At 44.0% G+C, this 21,100-nt stretch carries 10 protein-coding genes; 8 read left to right on the forward strand and 2 right to left on the reverse strand.

What is annotated here, in order from left to right:
- Positions 1-91 precede the first annotated feature (91 nt).
- The 3 genes from L1028_RS28180 (at position 92) to L1028_RS28190 (ending at position 9,929) form a co-directional block, all read left to right on the forward strand.
- Positions 92-805 (forward strand): hypothetical protein, encoded by a 714-nt coding sequence (locus L1028_RS28180; RefSeq protein ID WP_234541279.1) that lies wholly within the window; start codon positions 92-94, stop codon positions 803-805.
- Between the two features lie 132 nt (positions 806-937).
- The gene (locus L1028_RS28185) at positions 938-1,948 is read left to right on the forward strand and encodes a ketoacyl-ACP synthase III (RefSeq protein ID WP_234541280.1); all 1,011 of its coding nucleotides are present in this window, start codon (positions 938-940) and stop codon (positions 1,946-1,948) included.
- Between the two features lie 460 nt (positions 1,949-2,408).
- The gene (locus tag L1028_RS28190; protein ID WP_234541283.1) at positions 2,409-9,929 is read left to right on the forward strand and encodes an S-layer homology domain-containing protein; all 7,521 of its coding nucleotides are present in this window, start codon (positions 2,409-2,411) and stop codon (positions 9,927-9,929) included.
- 113 nt (positions 9,930-10,042) lie between these two features.
- Here the strand turns inward: L1028_RS28190 and L1028_RS28195 are convergent, their stop codons facing one another.
- Complete coding sequence (locus L1028_RS28195) at positions 10,043-11,059, reverse strand: LacI family DNA-binding transcriptional regulator (RefSeq protein WP_234541285.1); 1,017 nt, start codon at positions 11,057-11,059, stop codon at positions 10,043-10,045.
- 306 nt (positions 11,060-11,365) lie between these two features.
- On the opposite strand from L1028_RS28195, the gene L1028_RS28200 reads away from it, so the two are divergent.
- Positions 11,366-16,261 carry a carbohydrate binding domain-containing protein gene (locus tag L1028_RS28200; RefSeq protein WP_234541287.1) on the forward strand — a complete coding sequence of 1,632 codons (4,896 nt, stop codon included), beginning with the start codon at positions 11,366-11,368 and terminating at the stop codon, positions 16,259-16,261.
- Between the two features lie 60 nt (positions 16,262-16,321).
- On the opposite strand, the gene L1028_RS28205 is transcribed toward L1028_RS28200, so the two are convergent.
- Positions 16,322-16,882, reverse strand: a complete 561-nt coding sequence (locus L1028_RS28205) for a GbsR/MarR family transcriptional regulator (RefSeq protein WP_234541288.1) — start codon at positions 16,880-16,882, stop codon at positions 16,322-16,324.
- Positions 16,883-17,141: 259 nt separating this feature from the next.
- On the opposite strand from L1028_RS28205, the gene L1028_RS28210 reads away from it, so the two are divergent.
- The 4 genes from L1028_RS28210 to L1028_RS28225 all read left to right on the forward strand — a co-directional run bounded on the left by L1028_RS28210 (position 17,142) and on the right by L1028_RS28225 (position 20,932).
- The gene (locus L1028_RS28210; RefSeq protein WP_234541289.1) at positions 17,142-18,338 is read left to right on the forward strand and encodes a quaternary amine ABC transporter ATP-binding protein; all 1,197 of its coding nucleotides are present in this window, start codon (positions 17,142-17,144) and stop codon (positions 18,336-18,338) included.
- Positions 18,338-19,171, forward strand: a complete 834-nt coding sequence (locus tag L1028_RS28215) for an ABC transporter permease (protein ID WP_042191673.1) — start codon at positions 18,338-18,340, stop codon at positions 19,169-19,171. Before L1028_RS28210 ends, L1028_RS28215 begins: the two co-directional genes overlap by 1 nt.
- A gap of 15 nt (positions 19,172-19,186) precedes the next feature.
- Positions 19,187-20,056 (forward strand): glycine betaine ABC transporter substrate-binding protein, encoded by an 870-nt coding sequence (locus tag L1028_RS28220; protein ID WP_234541290.1) that lies wholly within the window; start codon positions 19,187-19,189, stop codon positions 20,054-20,056.
- A gap of 264 nt (positions 20,057-20,320) precedes the next feature.
- Entirely contained in the window at positions 20,321-20,932 is a 612-nt protein-coding gene (locus tag L1028_RS28225; protein WP_234541291.1) for a TVP38/TMEM64 family protein, read from the forward strand.
- Positions 20,933-21,100 lie beyond the last annotated feature (168 nt).

Raw genomic sequence — 21,100 nt, forward strand, 5'->3', positions numbered from 1 at the left:
ATATTAAGTTTGATTCAAAGGGATAAATGAGTTAGCCTTTAGAGCATGGGTAGCGATTTATGAATACATACTACTGAAGGGTTTGAGGAAAATGCCGTTAAAATGGAGAGGCTTGACGATCCTAACACTGCTCTTAATGATGATATTAATATCGGGATGTTCTAATGGCACCGTTCACGTCACGGTGAATAAGAATCAGAGCGTAGATTTAGCAATGAATGTGAAATTGGATTCCCGAACAGAAGCTTTGATCAACGATAAAATGGAGAAGCGTCTGACAGACAAACTGAAGGAGGAAGGGATTCAACTAGAGAAAAGACAAGAAGGTAAGTCTACAATCTATCAAATCCAGAAAAATTACGCTTCAATTGAGGATATGGGTTCAACCTCTATGGGGCTGGATATTGTGGATCTACAGCTCGTTACTAAAAAGAATTTGTTATATACCAAGTATGATGTTGAGGCGCAGCCTCAATTTAATAGCTATATGGATACCATTATGGATAACATGGGGACATTGAGTTTATCAAAGCCGATTATTCGGGCGGTGCTGAAAAACTTGGCATTTGATTTTAAATTAACGTTGCCAATAGATCTAATTGGTGATAATAATGCAGCTGTTGATGAAGGCAGAACACTAACCTGGAATGTTACGCTGGGGGATACGGAGCCGATCAAAATGCAGGTTTATGTGCCGAATGTATGGAATATTGTGATCGTGTTAATCATCTTAGTGGTGGTGATCATTGCTGCGATTCTATTTTTCGTCAGAAAAAGAAAACACCGCAAAGTAAATCGTGCTTAAGTGGTTCGAGACTTGTATTGAAGGTGCCGGGAAGCCATGCTGCTTTACCGGCTTTCTTTACTTTATAGCAGGTGTAGAGTTATAATTAGTACCAAGTACTAATATCAGATACTAAATGAAGAGGTGATTGGAATGACAGGTGCAAAAATTACAGCTATCGGAACCTATGTCCCGGCAAAAAGACTGACGAATGCCGATCTTGAGCAGATGGTGGATACTAATAATGAGTGGATTGTGGGGCGGACTGGAATTCGTGAACGCAGAATTAGTCGACAGGATGAATACACAAGCGATTTATGTGTAGCTGCAGTACAGGATCTAATGAAACGTTATGGAAAAAGCGTTGAGGATGTGGATATGGTCCTTGTAGCTACTAGTACACCTGATTTTTCCTTTCCCTCAGTAGCTTCTTTGATTCAAGATCGCTTAAATATCCAACAGACTGCTGGAGCTATGGATTTGAGCGCAGCCTGTGCGGGTTTTGTATATGCACTTCATACGGCTCATAGCTATGTTGCTTCAGGGATGCACCGTAAGGTTCTAGTGATTGGTGCGGATACGATCTCCAAGATTACAGACTATACTGATCGCAGTACATGTATCCTTTTTGGTGATGGAGCCGGTGCAGTGCTTGTGGAGAGTGATAAGCAATCGACGGGCTTTCTGGGCTATCAGCTAACTAGTGATGGCAGCGGAGCGCATCATGTGTATCGCACGGGTCTAGCCCATAAAGTGAACAATATTGAACTGATAGATACACAGATGCTGGTACAGAACGGACGCGAGGTGTTTCGCTGGGCGGTCAGAACCGTTCCTCTCGGTGTACAGCAGCTGCTTGAAAAAGCAGAATTGGGTCTGGAGCAAGTCGATTGGTTTATTCCGCACAGCGCAAATATGAGAATGATTGAGCCGATTTGCGAGCGTATGAACTATCCGATGGAGCAAGTGCTGCATAGTCTTGTGAATTTTGGCAATACTTCTGCCGCAACGATTCCTTTAGCTCTTGATTTAGGTATACGTGAAGGTAAAGTAAAGAACGGGCAAAAGATTCTGATGTATGGCTTTGGTGCAGGATTGACACAAGCCGGTCAACTGGTAGAGCTGAACTTGGATGAACGGGTAGGGGAGCCAACTTTATTGTGAGTTGTTCAGGTAAACATAAATAATAAAACATTGTTAAAGCTGCGGCCATTTCTCGGTATTTTTCCGAGGGATGGTCGTTTTTGTTTCATTACTAAAAGTGTTTTTTGGTATAAATTATGCATATACTAGGCTACTGTTATGATCATATTTGGCTAATGATATGCATATGTTATTCATTCATTAGGCATCTTTTGGCATTGAGTTAGGCGTTTTGACCCATATCACAGCCTTTGGATGCATCTTTTGAATTTTACAGATATTTAATGCTAGGCAAATAAACCATACCTACAATAAACACAGCAGACCCCAGTCTACCAAAAAAATAGTATGGGATGTACTTTGAATAGGATGAAGAAAGGAGGAGTTATCGAATATCCGAGATTAGGGTAACTAGCTCATCTGTCGATGGAGAGTTCTTATGTGAACCAAAACTATAAAATAATGCTTGGGAGAGATGATTTTGTTCAGAAAAGGTAGGAAATTTGTTGCGTTATTACTGGCACTCACAGTGATTTGTTCTACGATGCCGAATATCACCCCCGTGTTTGCAGCTGAAGAATCTGAGATTCTATCTGTAGATCAACCAATGACTTCTGTACCCACCGGAAGATATGAAGAAGCACAGACGATCCACCTCACAACTGCAACACAGAATGCTGACATTTACTATACACTCGACGGCACACTTCCAGATGTTAATAGTTTAAAATATAACGCGCCGATCTCGATTTCCAAAACAACGAATTTGTCTGCCATTACGATCAAAGATGGTGTAGCTAGTAAAGGAGTAACCTTCTCTTATATCATCAAGACCAAAGAAAAGCCATTGCTCCAGTTTGTAGCGATGTCTGACGTACATGTGGGCTCACATGCTTCAGCAGATGCACGTTATACCCAATTCTTTGATACGATAGGGTCGATTTTCCCGAACCCGGATGCGATACTCGTCGTTGGCGATATGATTAATGATAATGGGAACGACAAGCCCAATGATCATGTGATGGTTCGGGAAATTATCGAGCAAAACTTAGCTAGAAAGCAGTGGAATAACACTCAGATCCGAATGGCTATAGGTAACCACGATTCCACCGTTGCTAAAGTCAACGAACATTATCCTGCGGACTGGTTCACAAGCCAGCCGAATGGCTATTATGAATCTGAAATCGGTGGCTATCATTTCTTATTTTTAAACGGGAACAACTACAACTCAGATACAGGTCAGCGTAATTGGCTAAAAGGTAGACTTGCAGAGCTCACAGCTGATCCGAAAAATCAGAATACCCCCATTTTCGTGAATGTACACCAACCTATATCGAATACGGTAATGGATGGGCAACAGGCATCGAATCCTAATCTTTATACGGATCTCAAAGAATATCCTCAAGTGATTACCTTCTCAGGACATTCCCATCTGAATATTAGTGATGATCGCTCCATCTACCAGAAGGATTTCACTTCGGTTAACCTCGGCTCCATGTCTTACATTGAATCCGATCGCGGTTACTCCCAAGTGACTAAGAAAGGACTTGAAGGACGTTTTGAATTTCCTGTTAGTCAGGCCGACTTCGTTGAGGTATATGCGGATCGGGTTGAAGTGGATCGGATTGCGTTAAACGCAGATCCTGGAGATATCTACACAGACGGTAAATGGACGGCTGAGCCGCAGCCTCCATTCAACAGTGTGGGTACAGTTGCTGGAGACAAGTGGGTCATTCAGCTAAAAGGCTCGACGAACGAAGCTATTAAGAGCAATTTCAAGTACACGACGGCTAACCGTAATAAGGTTGCTCCTGTATTCAATAGTGAACTCGACATAACGAATCAGGATACGGTACCTTTACTTTCCTTTAAGCAAGCGAAAGATGATCAATCTATGCATCATTATGAAATTAATGTCATCGATAAAAGATCTGGAGTCAGCAGCAAATCTGTGAATGTATTCTCCGATTACTACTTTTCCCCGATTCCGAATGCAATGAATATTCCACTCGAAGGACTTGCGCCTCAAACTTCATACATTGTTCAAGTGACAGCTGTTGATGCCTACGGGAATCGCTCTGCCACTCTAGAGCAATCGTTCACAGCCGGCAATGAAGCATCTGAACTGACGCCAATTGATCCATTGACCATGTGGAAGGATCTAGTTGTCGACATGAAATTGGATGGAAACCTATCCGATGAAGCTAAAGATGTGACAGGGTTTGCAAGTCTAGCAGGCAATGTAACGTTTGTCGATGGTAAATCCAATAAAGCAGCGCTCATTGCAGCGGGCAATAGTAATTATATTGATTTGGGCAAGCGTGATGATTTGAAATTCGGAGCAGGAAGCTTCACCGTGTCTTTCTGGCACAAAGGCAATCTTTCCGGGGATCAGACTATCCTTTCCAATAAAAACTGGAATAGTGGAGGTAACCTAGGCTGGTATATTGGACCTGCCTCCACCAATGGTATGACCTTAAATATCAGTGATGGAACGAAAAGAGCGGATATTACAGCCTCAGGTGTAGGAACGGAGTGGCATCTCTTTACCATTACAGCGGACAGAACAAACAACTTAGCAAAGGTTTATGTAGATGGGACGGAGAAAGCATCGGGAAGTATTGCCTCGCTTGGTATTCAAAGTGTAGATACAACATTTAACACGCTGATCGGTGTGGATGGCAACAAAGGAAATGGCGGAGCAACGCTTACCATAGATGATCTGAGAATCTGGAAGAGATCGCTCACAGCCACGGAAAACAAAGCATTGTCGGATTCCTATAAGGGTGTTCAGCTCTTTACCTTTGAACAGCTCACCACATTAATTCATGATGCTGCATCCTTCCAAAAGAACAGCGATAAAGTCAGTGGTGTATCTTACCCGAAAGACCAGCTGGACGAGCTTGAGAACCTACTTCAGAAAGCCAGAAAACTGACGGCAAGTCATAGCCCAACCGAAATTGACCTTGCTTATGTCGAGCTTCAGTGGGTCTATAAAAAAATACAACAGGCAGCAATATATTCCTTTATTCCTAAGAACGCATTCACTATCAACTCCTTTAGTTCTTATGCGGATAATGAAAATGCCAATGCTGCGAACATCCTAGATAACGATACGGCTACGCTTTGGCATTCCAAATGGCAGGAGCCTGTCGCTTCATTTCCACATTGGGTGATTATTGACATGAAGGGTAGTAAGAACTTAACGGGTATTGGGCGCACTAGCCGCTTAAGTCAGACGGCTCTGGAATTTCCAAAGGATTTTGAACTCTACGCCTCGAATCAATTATCGGATTTGACCGATCCGGCGTACCTAAGCAATCCGGCGAATAAAGCGATCGGCACATTCCAGAAAACCTGGAAAGGCACGAGCTATCAAGATTTCAATATACTGGATAAAGCGATACAAGGTAGATATGTGAAATTTGTTGTCACGAGCACCTATAACCCAACTGCTTTATTCACCAGTATGAGTGAAATCAATTTTACCGGTAGCTCAGTGCTCTCTGCGGATACACTTCTACAGATGTCCTTCGAGAATAATTTGGAGGATCAATCTGTAAATGCTATACCGGCAACACCGGTTAAAGATCCACAGTTCGTGAAAGGTCGCGTCGGACAAGCCTTGAGTATCGATTCCAAGAGCACAGCGCTGCAATATGTTGATCTTGGCAAGCCAACAAGTCTGCAATTCGGCAAGGACAAGAACTTCTCGTTCGCATTTTGGGTTAAATCGCCTTCTGTCTCAGGAGACCCTGCGATTCTATCCAACAAAAATTGGGATTCCGGTGCAAATGTAGGTTATGCCTTAGCGCTGAAGGGAAGTGCACTCCAATGGAACTTCAATACATCCGGCGAATCGCGTGCAGATGCCCAAATTCCAAATGTTGTAGACGGTACCTGGCATCATATCGCCATATCGCATGATCGTGTTTCAGGACGAGTTGATTTTTATAAAGATGGTGTTCCTGTAAATGTGACCAAAGTCAATGGTACGAACTATCAGGGTATCGCAAGCACCATGACCATTGCAGGTCGAACGGGTACGCTGGATACAGGATTGTCAACCATGATCGGAAATGATGGTACAGGCAATTACAGCAATGCGCTGCAAGCTCAGCTTGATGAGCTTCATATGTATGGAAGAACATTAACCGCGCAGGAAGTTTCTAATATGTATAACAGTGCTCCACCGCTTTCTTCTATTGAGGATTTTTCAGGCTCATTAAATCTGATTGGAGCTAAGCACACGGTTCAAGGTACGCAATTCCGATATAACCTAGATCTGCGTACACCTGATATGACGACTAAAGTGGACAAAGCTGTCGTTGAAATTGCCTATGATCCAGCACAATTCGAGTTTGTTAGTGCGTCGCGTGCAACGAAGACAGACACTTCGACCCCTGGTATCGTTAGAATAGAACTGCCGGGAGGTAATGTCTATAATATCGAGGACCCATTGGAGTACGCGAAATCTAGAATTTCGGAGCTTAAATTCAATACAATTGGTGCTTCCGGCCAAGGCAACATTGAAGTTAAGCATGCGGATTTCTATACTGGAGCAACAAAGCTTCCGATTAAGGCATTTGAGTCGACACCTGCCGTTATTCAGATTCATGCCAAAGCTTCAGAAGATCTTAATGAGGACGGTTATGTTACAGTAGGTGACCTTGCACTTGCGCAAGGTGTTTCGGATAAAGAGTTAGCAGATATGGCAGCCCAAGCCCAATACCAACCCTATAAACGTGTAGTTGTCATCGGGATTGATGGTGGGGGTGTAGCGGTCTCCAAGGATGCTCCTTATTGGGAGACGCCTAGCTCCAAGAAAGAAAAGGTAGGCGATCGCCTGCAAATTCCAGCCATTCGGAACATTATCGAGCATGGAGCTATTAGCTATACGGCTAAAACTACTTTACCTTCCAGCTCATCTCCAAACTGGGGTTCGATGATTAATGGTGTTGGTTATGAAAAGCATGGTCTATATAATGACGATACCGCAGCCTACACATACAGTGAATCATGGGACTACCCAACGGTATTCAAAAAAATTAGGGAGGCATTGCCTGCTACTAAACAAACGGTATTCTCCACCTGGAACAACATCGTTCAGGGGCATATTGAACCTTCTGTTGGTGTCGAAGGTTATTCACTAGGAGATGAAGCTGATGTAGCGGCATTCACGCAATACGCAGCTAGCGGCAAAGCGAAAGATACCTCGTTAATTTTCTTCCAATTGGATGATATGGATGGGGCTGGCCACGGAGAAGGGTTCTATACGAAGGCGTATTATGAGCAATTAAAGAAGACGGATAAGAATGTGCAGACCATTTATGATGCTTTAAAGAACAATAATTTGTTGGAAGACACGCTCATCCTCATGCTGCCTGACCATGGTGGGGGTAAAGAGAATGCAGACGGAACTTTGGGCATGGCAACAAGTCATGGGCAAGATGAGCCCCTTGCCACCACAGTCTTCTTCGCGGCGAATGGCAGAACAGTAGCCACCGAAGCAGGGAAGGAAAAATTGTTGCAAGGTGGGAATACAAGAGACTTGGCTGCAACAGTTCTAAATGCACTTGGCCTGAACCCATCCATTGGAGATTCTCATGTCATTGACGGTATGTTCATCCCTCAAACCGAACAGAAACAACCGGGTGCTGCAGACTTGCAATTCACAAAATTAGTTGATGCTGCTACACAAAAGGTTAACGGTTATGAAGTATCAATCAACAATGCGACTTCAGATGTGACAGCCATTGATTTGAATGTGGACTCCGGCAATCTCAACTTCTCGTCGATTGAACCGGCTCAACCTGGCGTTAAGATTGTGCGCAAGGAGACGGTTAATGGAGTAACAAGAGTTATTCTAACCTCAACGAATGGTATTCAAGCAGATGTTCCGATTCTTAAGCTAGGAGTATCACAGCAAGAAAAGACTGCTGTTATACAAATTACGCAAGCGATGATAGCAGATGCGCAAGGGCATGAAACGATGCCGAATTTGACCACTGCAACTAAAGTAGTACAGATCTCTCAGGCAACACTAGTAGATCTTCAGGTAAATGGTCAATCGTTGATCGGCTTCACACCGGATCAAATGAATTATTCGGTTCGTGTACCGAATAATGTTTCGGTCGCAGAGGTCACTTATAAGGTAGCAGATCCTTTGCTAAGTGTTCATATCATAGGTGGTAAATCTTTGCAAGTAGGCGAGAATCTGGTGGAAGTGCATGTCCAAGCTCCAGACGGCAGCTCCAATGTGTATACCATTATCGTCATCCGGGAGTCAGAATCCTTACCTAACCAAATTCTGCTCTCCGATCTACGAATGAATGGGGAAACTCTGCCAGCTTTTGCACCTAGTACGTTGAACTATAACGTAACGGTTCCCTATAGTACGTCGGTAACGGATATTACCTATAAGGTATACGATCCGACTAGCGTAGTTAAGATTACGGGTAGTGGGGCCCTTGAGGTGGGTAGTAACGTCGCGAAGGTTACCGTGATAGCTCAAGACGGATTACAAAATATTTATACGATCATCATTACGCGTCAGCCTGAAGCGGAGTCTTCAAGCAATGCAGATCTGGCAGATCTTCGCGTTAACGGAACTACGATTCGTGGATTTGCCTCTGGGCAATACAACTACGAACTGACTGTACCTTACTCGACAACCGTTACGCGAGTAACCTATACAGTAGCGGATCCTATGGCTACCGTATCGATAACAGGTGGTGGAGATTTACATGTCGGCACTAATATGATCACCGTAACTGTGACAGCTCAAGATGGAACCAAACAGATCTACACGATTGCTGTTATACGCGAAAACGATACCTCGACAACACCACCAACGGGTGGGGGGAACCCAGGATCAAGCGTTACGCCGCCAGTGGTGGTGAAGCCGGAGCTGCCCGCAGGGGCGGTTGTTATTCCAGATGAACTCTTAACGAAGAGTGCTGAAGGAAACATTATCTTGGAGCTTCAAGCGGATAAGAATCAAGTTATGATTCCGATCGATCAACTCGATCAGATCGGCAATAGGAATCTGGAGGTTCAAGTGAATGGCGTTCGTGCCATTGTGTCCTCTGAAGTATTGAATGAGCTTCGTAAGCTTCTGCCATCAACTGCGAAGACAGCAACAATACTTTTGAAGATGGAAGCCATTCAATCGAATCAACTTACAATAACTCCACCGTATTCACGGGCTGGTGACATCATGGACTTCTCATTAATCATGTCAGATGAGTCTGGTAATAAATATTCACTGAAACAATTCCCTGTACCCGTGAAGGTAACACTACCGATTCTGAATGGAACCAATCCAGCACTAGCTGGTATTTATCGTATTGAGGAAAATGGTAGGTTTACCTATCTAGGGGGGACGATGAATCCGTCCAAAACCAGTCTTACCGTAGATTTGAATCATTTTAGCCAATACGTTGTTCTTTCGTTCCAAAGCAGCTATCGAGATGTACCTGAAAGTCACTGGGCATACAAGACCATTCAGGAACTATCTGCTAAACAAATTGTGAAGGGACAATCTGACGCTATGTTTAACCCGTCGGGTTCCATCACAAGAGCGGAATATGCAGCTCTCCTCAGCAGAGCGCTTTCCTTAAATGCGAATCGTCCGGCTTCATTCCAAGATGTAGTCGCTGGATCGTGGTATGAAGAGGCGGTCAATGCAACCTTTGAAGCAGGTATTATTCAAGGCGTATCCGAGGATCGTTTTGACCCGAATCAACAGATTACCCGCGAGGAAATGGCGGCTATGCTGGTAAGAGCCTATTCATATCGCATGGGTGTTAAGCCGGAAGCAAGCTCATTCCATACGGCTAATGACAGCTCTAAAGTTAGTTCCTGGGCAGTAACCTATGTACAAGGTGCGCTAGAAGCTAAGCTTCTGTCGGGCCATCAGGATGGTAACTTCCTTCCGCAATCGATGACAACCCGTGCCGAGGCAGCTCAGAGTATTTCAAATCTACTTGCGAAATTCTAGAATGGAATTGTAAGCTCCCTGCATGAAAAATCCCCTCAAGTTAGACAATGCCTTAGACATCTTATCGAGTCTGAGGCGTTGTGAACTTTGAGGGGATTTATTAGTGTTATGCCCTAAGATTTCAATTGGCTTCCGCAGGACTCGCGCACAATAAGTACGGGCTCCACAACAAATGAACCGCCACCTGACTGATTGTTAATCAAGTCATAGAGCATATGAGCAGCGAGAATCCCAAGACGTTCCTTGTTCTGACGGATGGTAGTCAGCCTTGGGGTAGTATATTTGCAGGCTTCGATGTCATCACAGCCGATGATGGCGATATCCTCAGGGACACGTAGTTCATGTTCTTTTAATGCACGGATGGCTCCTAAAGCCAGCAAATCAGAGGCAGCAAAAATGGCCTTTGGTAAACTGCCGCTTTGAATTAATTGTTGCATTGCCGTATACCCGCTGGACTCAAAGAAATCGTCGCCATGTACAAACCAACGCCGGTTCAAAGGGAGAGCGAAACTTTCGATGGCTTTGGTATATCCTGCTTCCCGTAGATTGGATATTTCTGAATCCGCAGCACTTCCAATAAAACCAAGCTCCCTATAGCCAAGAAGGTAAAAATGCTCCACGACCTTAGAGGATATTTGGAAGTTATCTGACATAACAAAGCCAGACTTCTTTCCTTTTAGCTCGAGATCTACCCCGATACAAGGAATACTGCTCATATCCAGATCGTGGATCGTTGGCTCCATCTTCTGTCCAGATATAATGACACAGCCATCCACATTAAAATGAACAGCGCGCGCGAAGTAATCTCCGCTGCTAATAAATTTTTCGTTTGAAAAGAAGATGAGATCGTATCCCAGTACACCCATTTGTTTCTTGAAGGAATTTAATACCTCAACGAAAAAAGGGTGCGTAAATTCTACATTAAGCTCACCCGCAAAAATTACACCGATCAGATTCGATTTTTTGGTTGCAAGTGTCTTGGCGGAGTTGGATGGTGAATATCCAGTTTGCTCGATGATCTCCAGGACTCTTTGTTTAGTCTTTTCCGAAACATCGCTGTAATTATTCATAATTTTCGAAACGGTCGAGACAGAAACGCCTGCCATTTCGGCAATCATTTTGATATTCATATGTAATATAAGCCACCCTCCGCTTAATAGTTGGAATATGGGGGAAAGACTGTAGTAGAGCGGTTATTTATGAGTTTTTTTGAATGGAGTGAACAGTAAAACAGTTATTTTAAGTCTATTCTTATTGCCGAAACAAGTCAAACGGATATTTTAATACTGAGATATATTCCGAAAAAATAATGTAAAAAGATTCAAAATTATATCTTTACAAATATGGAAATCTAAGCAACAATAACATTGTCGAAACCGATTTCGATTCTTCGCTTGAATTACGAATATTACGAAATTCGAGGAGTGATGTTTAGGATGAAGAGGAATTTCACAGCAGCAGTAGCTGCTATGCTCCTTGTCACCGGGCTGCTATCACCGGTTGGGAGCATGAATGCTTCAGCGGCAGAGGCATTAAAGGCAAACTCACCTGATTCAGCGGTAACGAAAGTGGGAAGTGCAGCAATTGATTTGTTGAAAGCGTTTACGGATGTATCTTCAAGCCATTGGGCTGCAGGTCCATTACAGCGTTGGAGCGCAAATGGGATTATAAGTGGATATGACGACGGGTCGTTTCGACCGGGCAAGGAAGTCACAAAGGCAGAGTTCGCAGCTATTATGAATCGTATATTTAATTATCAGGAGCAATCGGATAAGCTTCCAGCTGATGTGTTGGCTACAGACTGGTATAAGAGTGATATTGCCAAAGGTATTGCAGCCGGATATTTAAGCAGTGATAAGAACAACAATATTTATCCTTCACATGCGCTTTCGCGTGCTGAGGCGGCGTTATCCTTAGAGAAAGTGTTTCGTTTCAATATGGGTAAAAGTAGTACAGCAGCATTCACTGATCTGAACGGAGTCAGTGATGAAACTGCGAAAGCGATAGCAGCTCTATCGGGTGCTGGCTTTATTAAAGGTTATCCTGGAGGTTTGTTTAAGCCTGAGGGCGGAATTACACGTGCAGAGCTTGCTCAGCTTGCTGATCGAATGGTTTCGGGACTCATCTTAAAATCGGGTGAGACTTCGCTTGGAACAGTAAAGGGCAATGTAGTCATTAATCATGCCGATGTGGTTCTCAAAGATACTGTCATTCAAGGCAATCTGTATTTAACGGAGGGAATTGCCGAAGGGAATGCGAAGCTTGAAGGTGTAAAGGTAACAGGGACTACGTTTGTACGAGGTGGCGGTGAGCAGAATATTGGCTTACACAATACTTCTCTTGGGCCGCTTCAAGTAGCCAAACCTAACGGTAAGGTTCGAATTTATGCCAGCGGGTCAACAGCTGTGGGTACTGTACAGCTGCAATCCGGAGCTATCTTGGAAGAGAGTAGCGATCTTACGGGAGCAGGCTTTGGGGATGTTGAGATGAACGTCGTTCCTCATATTATCTCACTTCGAGGGATATTTGCAGCGGTTCGCTCCGCAGACTCAGCAGTCAGCGGTTCTTTGCTAAGAATCTCAGGAACTGTTGCCAGTCTAACGGTGGGCAGCTCAACGCAATTGACGCTGGAGAACAATGCACAGGTGGCCGCGTTAATCCTGACTGCGAGCGCTGGAGGCACAGCGATTCAAGGCAGCGGAAGCGTAACCGCAATAGATAACAAAGCCGATGGAGTAACGATTGGCGGCTCGCCAGTGAAAAAAGGAAACACCGGTAAAACGACACTGCCAGTAGCAACTTCAGCCTCAAGCAGTTCTGGTAATGGAGGTCCAACGCCAACCAACGATCCGTGGACGCTGGTTTGGGGAGATGAATTCAATGAAGGGACCATTGATCCTACGAAATGGACCTATGACCTTGGAGATGGTTCGCAATTTAACAATCCAGGTTGGGGTAACAACGAGAAGCAATGGTATACAAGTGATGAGAAGAACGCAAAGGTACAGGATGGTAATCTAGTAATTACGGCGCGTAAAGAAGCGGTAAGTGGCAAGGAGTACACTTCTTCGCGGCTTAAAACGAAAGGTCTGTTCAGCAAAAAATATGGGAAATTTGAGATTCGGGCTAAAGCGCCTACCGGAAAAGGGTACTGGCCAGCGATTTGGATGCTACCGAAGAACTATGAGTACGGGAATTGGGCTTCCTCTGGCGAGATTGATATTATGGAAGGCTGGGGCAGCCGTCCTAATACGGTAGCAGGTACCATTCACTACGGTGGCGAATGGCCAAACAATGTATATTCCGGCAAAGAGTATGTATTTCCGAAAGGCAATTCGATTGAACAGTACCATACGTATTCCATTGAATGGGAGCCAGGTGAAATTCGCTGGTATGTAGACGGTAATCTGTTCTTGACTAAAAATGACTGGTACAGCATTAGCAACGGGCAGCCTGCGAATAATGCTTATCCAGCACCATTTAATCAGGAGTTCCACCTGCTGTTAAATCTGGCTGTTGGTGGCAACTTCGATGGTGATCCAACACCAGAGACCGTATTTCCGAAATCGATGCAGGTTGATTATGTCAGAGTTTATGAACTGACAGGCCGTGAGTATCGTGAGCCGGTGCCAGTAACGCTGGATAAGGAACCTTACTTGGAAGGCTCAAAGCTAGCACTTCCTGACGGGAACCTTGTCTATAACAACAACTTCACGGAGCAGGTTCCGGGAGATGATGGAATGGGCATACCGAATACTTCACACTGGGTTTTGTTTAAAGAACCAGGAACTGATGCTACAGTCTCCACTGTACCGATCGGGGGGCAAAACTTCGTAAAGGTAAATATCAGTAATGCTGGAGGCAATGCATATTCCGTTCAACCTCAAGCGATCGTATCCGTTGCTAAAGGCAGATTCTATAAGCTCAGTTTCGATGCGAAAACAGACGTATCTCGTAATATTAGCGTTAAACTAACGGGGGGAGAATCACGTGGCTTTGCAGCTTATTCCCCAGCTCTTAAGGCAGAGCTGACTTCCCAGATGACCCATTACGAAACGATGTTTCAAATGAAAGAGAACTCTGATATTGCAGCACGGATAGAGTTCAACATGGGTACTAATTCTTCACCAGTTTGGTTCGGAAATGTCCGTCTCGAAGAGATAGAAAGTATTCCGTTCGATCATGATGGACCGAAAACACCGCTTGGCAGCGGCAATCATCTGTACAATGGCACTTTCGATCTTGGTGAGCCGAATCGGATGAGTTATTGGCACGTAGAAACAGTCAATGGTGCAACGGCCGCCGCTAAAGTAGATGACAAAGGCAAGCTGAATGTGAAGATTGGCGGCAGCGAAAGTGGCGAAGTTCGATTGCTTCAGAAGGGAATTCAGCTCATACAGGGCCAAGATTATGAACTTACCTTTAATGCTATAGTATCCTCTCCACGTACAGCCACAGTTCAGCTGCTTGGAAAAGACGGTAGCGTACATGTTCAGCAAACGGTTAACTTAGCCCAAGGTGAACAAGAAATAAAAGCCAGTTTCACCAGCCTTGCAGGTACAACAGATCATGAGGGACAATTCGTATTGCTTCTGAATGGTGCTGCGGATACAGTCATCTTGGATAACTTCAAGTTGCTGCGCACGAGCTTTTATTATGATCCATCACTTGTCTACTACCCGCTGGTGAATGGTGAATTCAACGCTGAATTTTATGCCTGGGACCGTCTACTGACGGAGCAAGGCGGACAGAGCAGTGCCACCGCTAAAGAGGGTACAGCAAAGTTTAACATTACGAATACGGGGAGTCAGCCCTATTCCGTGATGTTGTTTCAAAATAACTTGAAAGCTGCAAGCGGAATAGATTATGTGCTAGAGTTTGATGCCAGTTCAACCATAGCCCGAAAAATCGGTGTGAATGTTGAAAATGCGTCTTATCAGGCTTCGTTCACAAAAATTGTAGAGATTACACCAACAACTAATCATTACAAATATGAATTCCGTCAAGGCAGCAAGGACACACTATCTCTAAAATTCCTGCTTGGTAAAGTAGAGGGTGTTAGTATTGCCCAAAGCCATGATATTATCATCGATAATGTGAAGTTTGAAATTAAAAATTCACCAGCCAAACCTCAGGAACTGATAAGCGACAGTACAAATAACAGAGTTTCGCAGCCGATTGAGCTAACCTTTATAGACCATGAGGATTGGAGAAAGAAAATTGTTGCAGTGAAGGTTAATGGTATAACTCTTGAAACCGAACAATACACCATTGAACCTGGAAAAATCACAATCGTTGCAGCAGTATTTCCATCCGAGGGCAGCTATACAATCACAGTAGAAGCTGACCATTACGCAAACGGATCTGTGCTTCAGACGATACTTGCTAACGATAATAATCTAGTCATAAATGGCTCGTTCGGCAGTGGGAAGGCGGGCTGGTCTACCTGGTCTGGAGAAGGTGGTATTTCTGCGTTTGATGTGAAGGATGGCGTGGCAGAAATCTTGATTACGTCGGCAGGATGGGAGGCATGGCATACACAATTTTACCAAGAGGGTATCCCACTGGAAGGCGGAAAAACGTATGAGGTGAGCTTTAAGGCGAAATCAACGGTTCCGCGGCAGATCATCCTAGAATACTCCAAAACTTCAGCAGCTTCCGCTCAAGCTAAGTTTGATGTTACTGCCGATTGGGCAACTTATGGCGCACAATTTACGGTATCGAACAGCAATCCGTTGCAGCTGAATTATCTGCTCGGAAAAACGCTGGGCGCTGATCCTACGGCTAACAGTACGCCACATACAATTTCTTTTGACGATATTGTGGTCCGGGAGGTACAAGGGGGTCCGCCAGTGACACCACCAAGCGGCACGCTGGATAATGGAAGCTTTGATGTGGATTCCAAAGGGTGGAGCCATTATTTTGATGGAACTGGATCTGCTGCTGTAAAAGATGGGGAATTTGCGATAGACCTGACGGGCACAGGGCAAGCTGCCTACAGCGCACAAGTGGATTACCAAAACCTGAAGCTTGTTCAGGGAAAGACGTACATCTTGAAGTTTAAGGCCCGTTCTACGGTAAACCGTAATATTCAGGTAGCTGTGGAGCATAAAGGCGGGGACTACACCAAATATATGGAAGCTGAGCTTGTAGCTCTGACCCAGAATATGAAGGAATTCAGCTACACATTTACCATGAACGGTGCGACAGACGCAGGGGCTCATCTGGTATTTTTACTAGGGCTTATTGATGGGAACAGTACGGAGACGAATAGTGAAATTAGTGCGGGCAGCACGATTTATTTGGATGATGTAAGCTTAATCGAAGGTTAAACGAAAAAAACGGCAGTGTTTTCCTTTTTACAGGAGCACTGTCGTTTTTTTGGCTTGGAATTAAGATTCTTCTTTAGGGATAAATTCGAAGATCTTACCATTCTCAAAGGATTCTATTAATTTTAGCAACCAGCGGTAGTAATTAATGGATTCGGTAATCTTCTCTTCATCTGTATTTAAGAGCTGCATAAGTTTACTATCGTCACTATACTCTTTTTTCATATCGTTAATTTCTGCAAGTGATTTCCCTAGTGAGATCATATTTCCTTCGACGGCTTTTCTCCATTTAATAGAGAAGTAATCACTGAAGTTCTGATGCCAATCAGGCACAGTGGTAAACAGGTCTTTGCGGGTCCCTCTCCCCCAAACTTTATCGATCATTTTCAGATCTAGGAGGGTACGGACTCCCGTACTCATGGACGTTTTGCTCATTCCCATTGTTTTGCTAAGTTCGTCCAATGTCACTGGACCTTGATTGAAGTACATATAACCGTATAAATGCCCAATGGATAAAGTGATGCCGTATAGGTCCATATTTTTACCGATAGAGTCTATCACGCGTTCACGGGCCTTACTAATCTTCTCTATTTGTTCGGGTGTTAACCCTTCTAAATCGTTCATGATGTCCCTCCTGAGGAATAGGTCGATAGACTGCTGCAACCTTATACAATGTATTGTAATCAAATCCCCCTCCATAAGTAAAGAAATCATGAAGAAAGGAATTCGGTGTAAAACAGAGTATTCTATACATAAAGTACGTAAAGTTTAAACTGTACACTAAATTTTATCCGTATATGGTATTTGCATGAATTTTCAATAGTCCGGTACACTACTATAAGTGAACTAAACCCGAATATATCTTCGGGAGAAGGAGGACGGCATGGCTATTATAGAGGTGAAAAAGCTAACCAAAGTATTCGGTCATGATGCGGGAAAGGCGATTCCATTATTAGAGCAAGGGTGGTCGAAGGAAAAGATCGCCCAGGAATTAAAGTTGACGGTCGGAGTCAACAAAGCCGAATTCAGCATTGAAGAAGGAGAAATATTCGTCATTATGGGATTGTCCGGCAGCGGTAAGTCAACATTGGTTCGTTTGTTGAACCGTTTGATTGAACCTACAGGGGGACAAGTCCTTTTTAAAGGAAAAGACGTCGTTAAAATGAACCCGGAGGAGCTTCGGCAATTTCGGCGCAAGAACATCGGCATGGTGTTTCAGAAGTTCGCATTGTTTCCACACCGGACGGTATTGGAGAATGCGGAATACGGACTTGAGGTTCAGGGCGTAGATAAAAAGAAGAGAACTGAACGGGCCATGGAGGCATTGCATCTAGTTGGTTTAAAGGGCTGGGAGAATCATCGCCCGGATCAACTCAGCGGAGGGATGCAGCAGCGTGTAGGACTAGCAAGAGGACTTGCTAATGACCCTGATATCCTGCTCATGGACGAAGCCTTTAGTGCACTGGATCCGCTGATTCGTAAAGACATGCAGCAGGAGCTGCTGGAATTGCAGTCCAGAGTGAAGAAGACGATTGTGTTCATCACTCATGATCTAGACGAAGCCCTGCGGATTGGTGATCGGATTGCACTGATGAAAGACGGTGTTATCGTACAGATTGGTACACCGGAGGAGATTCTCATTCAACCTGCCAATAAATATGTAGAGCGGTTCGTGGAGGATGTGGACTTGTCCAAGGTGCTGACGGCAGCTCATGTGATGCGGCAACCGGAAACGGTTAGACCTGAGCGTGGACCTCGTGTAGCACTTCAATTAATGCGTGATAGCGGTATATTCAGCCTGTATGTAGTGGACAAAGAAATGAAGCTGCTTGGTGTGATTACAGCTGAAGATGCAGCACAGGCGCTAAAAGATAATAAATCTATCCTAGAGGTTACACGGCGGGAGATTCCCCGTGTACATCCAGAAACGCTTCTTAATGATTTCTTTGAACTAATATCTGAGACACATTTGCCTGTAGCCGTCGTAGATGAAGCGGATAAATTAAAGGGCATTGTGATTAAGGGAGCCGTTCTTTCCGCACTCGCGGGTAACGCGGTACCGGAAGGAGAAGGATCTTAATGGACATTCCAAAACTGCCTTTAGGAAAGGCCCTCGAGTGGTTGGAAAACTGGCTAACCACGTATTGTGGCCCCTTGTTTGACTTTATCGCTACGATAATCGGTGGAATGGTTTCTGCAATTGAAGGTGCGCTGACCTTCCTGCCTGCATTAGTGCTTATCGTACTTATTGCAGCTTTGTCTTATTGGATTGGGAAATGGCGAATGGCATTATTTGCAGTAATCGGACTGCTCTTAATCGATAATCTCGGATTATGGGGACCTTCGATGCAATCTTTAGCCCTTGTTCTAACCGCTTCGATATTGGCTGTAGTAATCGGAGTACCGATTGGTATTTTGTGTGCGCAGAGAAATGCGGTTAGAAATACAGTCACGCCTATTTTGGATTTTATGCAGACGATGCCGGCATTTGTGTATTTATTGCCAGCGGTATCTTTTTTCTCACTTGGCGTAGTTCCAGGTGTAATTGCATCGATCATCTTTGCGATTCCACCGACAATTCGTTTGACCAATCTCGGTATTCGTCAAGTTTCAGAGGAACTGGTAGAAGCAGCCGATGCTTTCGGTTCAACACCAACTCAGAAGCTGGTTAAATTGCAGCTGCCGATCGCACTGCCAACGATTATGGCAGGCGTCAATCAGACGATTATGTTATCACTCTCGATGGTTGTCATCTCATCTATGATTGGTGCGCAAGGTGTAGGTGCCTATGTATACCGTGCGGTATCGCAGGCTAAGACAGGAGATGGGTTCGAGGCGGGGATTGCTATCGTTATTATAGCTATTCTACTCGACCGTTTAACGCAGAACGCACTAAAACCAAAACAGAGATAGGGGTTTAAAATAGATATGAAGAAAAGAAATATAGGTATATTCCTATTAGTGATTATGATGATTACTGTTATTGCCGGATGTTCATCCACAAGTAACGAAAAAGTGAAATTGGCTTATGTGGCATGGGATTCCGAAATTGCGAGTACTTATGTTGTTAAAGAAGTACTTGAAACTAAGCTTGGAGCTACTGTTGAAATGCTGCAGGTAGACGCAGGCCCAATGTGGGCAGGGGTTGCTGATGGTAGTGCGGATGCTATGGTCGCAGCTTGGCTACCAAGTACGCATGCGGCTTATTTAGAGAAGTATGGTTCGAAAATCGAAGATTTAGGTGCTAATTTGAACGGAACTAAAGTTGGTTTAGCGGTTCCAGCTTACATGGATATTAATTCTATTGAAGACTTGAAGAACAGTGAACTGGCAAGTAAACTGAGCAATCGAATTATCGGAATTGAGCCTGGTGCTGGTATTATGACGACGACTGAAAAGGCTATTACGGAATATGGTCTTAGTGATTACACACTTCTAGAAAGTTCATCGGCAGCGATGGCTCAGGAGCTGCAAAAAGCCTATGACAACAACGAGCCTATCGTTGTAACGGGTTGGACACCACACTGGATGTTCGCCAATATGGACCTGAAATATCTGGAGGATCCAAAAGGTGTATATGGTACGGATGAGCAGATCCATACGATGGTTCGTCAAGGTCTGAAAGAAGACATGCCGAATGTCTATAAGTTCTTGGATCAATTCGAGTGGACAGCAGAAGATATGGCCAAAGTAATGGTTGAGGTTCAAGGTGGGAAGTCACCAGAAGAAGCTGCTAAAACTTGGGTAGAGAATAACCCAGATAAAGTGAATGCGTGGATTCAAGGTGTAGAATTGTAAGTAGATAGAATTCTGTGGTATGATGTGAAGAATCAATGGATTACAAAAGTGTAACTTGTACGCTAACCACTGTTCTTTACAAATGCACTTCATAAGCAAAATCATTCAATAAAACACCCCGAAAGGGGTGTTTTTCTTGGGAATATAAGCAAAGTATTAAAAGGAATATCTATACTTTGCTTATATTTTAATGCTCACACTTATGCTTTAGCGAAGTAAATCAGGAGGCAGCTGCTGCAAGGAGTCAAGAGAGGAGACTGCTTCATGACAGAGACCATAAACACCTGGATAGATTGGCTGCTGCAAACGCTTGGCCTTAGTGGACCCTCTATTTTATTTGTGACGATTCCATTGGCGCTATTGCAGAGTATAATAGGATTTTTTCCGTTCGTAATTTTGATTGTCCTCCATATGTCTGTATTTAACGTTATTGGGGGGATGATAATCAGTTGGCTGGCTTGTAATCTGGGTGGAATACTGATGTACTTCCTCATTCGGCGATACCTTTACAATTGGTTTGATCGAAAATGGAGGTCCAAGCTGAAAAGGTATGACAAATGGCAGCGTTACTTGGATCGATATGGAATCTGGACGTTGGTACTTCTACGTACGATTCCTATTATTCCGAACAATGTGATCAATTTTATGTCTGCTGTTTCACCGATAAAAGCATCATCTTTTATTTGGGGAACCGTGCTTGGGAATCTATCTTACATTTGGCTATTCGGTGCGATCGGCTCAAGCTTAGTCGTCTCTAGGGAAGATTGGAATGGTTATATTACTTGGTATGCCGTGTTTATCTCTATTCTAATCGGTATCTTTATTCGGCGGCACTGGGACCATCTACAGGAAGATAAACGGAGTAGAATGCACTAATATTAATTGATCATCAAATGAATGAGGAACGTTTCTTTGGCATTATCTGAACTGTGACCGTATTTGTGGAAAGTTTAAAAAAGAAGACCTTTAAGAAGCGGTTAATAGGTGACTCCTGAATTCATCGGGAGTCATCTTTTTTAATGCCCATTGATATCGCTCGGAGTT

It is taken from the genome of Paenibacillus pseudetheri (genome assembly GCF_924513355.1).
GTDB classification, from domain to species: domain Bacteria; phylum Bacillota; class Bacilli; order Paenibacillales; family Paenibacillaceae; genus Paenibacillus_AQ; species Paenibacillus_AQ pseudetheri.

Bases quoted from the DNA above. Each gene is read 5' to 3' on its own strand.
- L1028_RS28195 (WP_234541285.1), bottom strand. From the start codon at position 11,059: ATGAATATCAAAATGATTGCCGAAATGGCAGGCGTTTCTGTCTCGACC.
- L1028_RS28225 (WP_234541291.1), top strand. From the start codon at position 20,321: ATGACAGAGACCATAAACACCTGGATAGATTGGCTGCTGCAAACGCTT.
- L1028_RS28220 (WP_234541290.1), top strand. From the start codon at position 19,187: ATGAAGAAAAGAAATATAGGTATATTCCTATTAGTGATTATGATGATT.
- L1028_RS28205 (WP_234541288.1), bottom strand. From the start codon at position 16,882: ATGAACGATTTAGAAGGGTTAACACCCGAACAAATAGAGAAGATTAGT.
- L1028_RS28200 (WP_234541287.1), top strand. From the start codon at position 11,366: ATGAAGAGGAATTTCACAGCAGCAGTAGCTGCTATGCTCCTTGTCACC.
- L1028_RS28185 (WP_234541280.1), top strand. From the start codon at position 938: ATGACAGGTGCAAAAATTACAGCTATCGGAACCTATGTCCCGGCAAAA.
- L1028_RS28215 (WP_042191673.1), top strand. From the start codon at position 18,338: ATGGACATTCCAAAACTGCCTTTAGGAAAGGCCCTCGAGTGGTTGGAA.
- L1028_RS28210 (WP_234541289.1), top strand. From the start codon at position 17,142: ATGGCTATTATAGAGGTGAAAAAGCTAACCAAAGTATTCGGTCATGAT.
- L1028_RS28180 (WP_234541279.1), top strand. From the start codon at position 92: ATGCCGTTAAAATGGAGAGGCTTGACGATCCTAACACTGCTCTTAATG.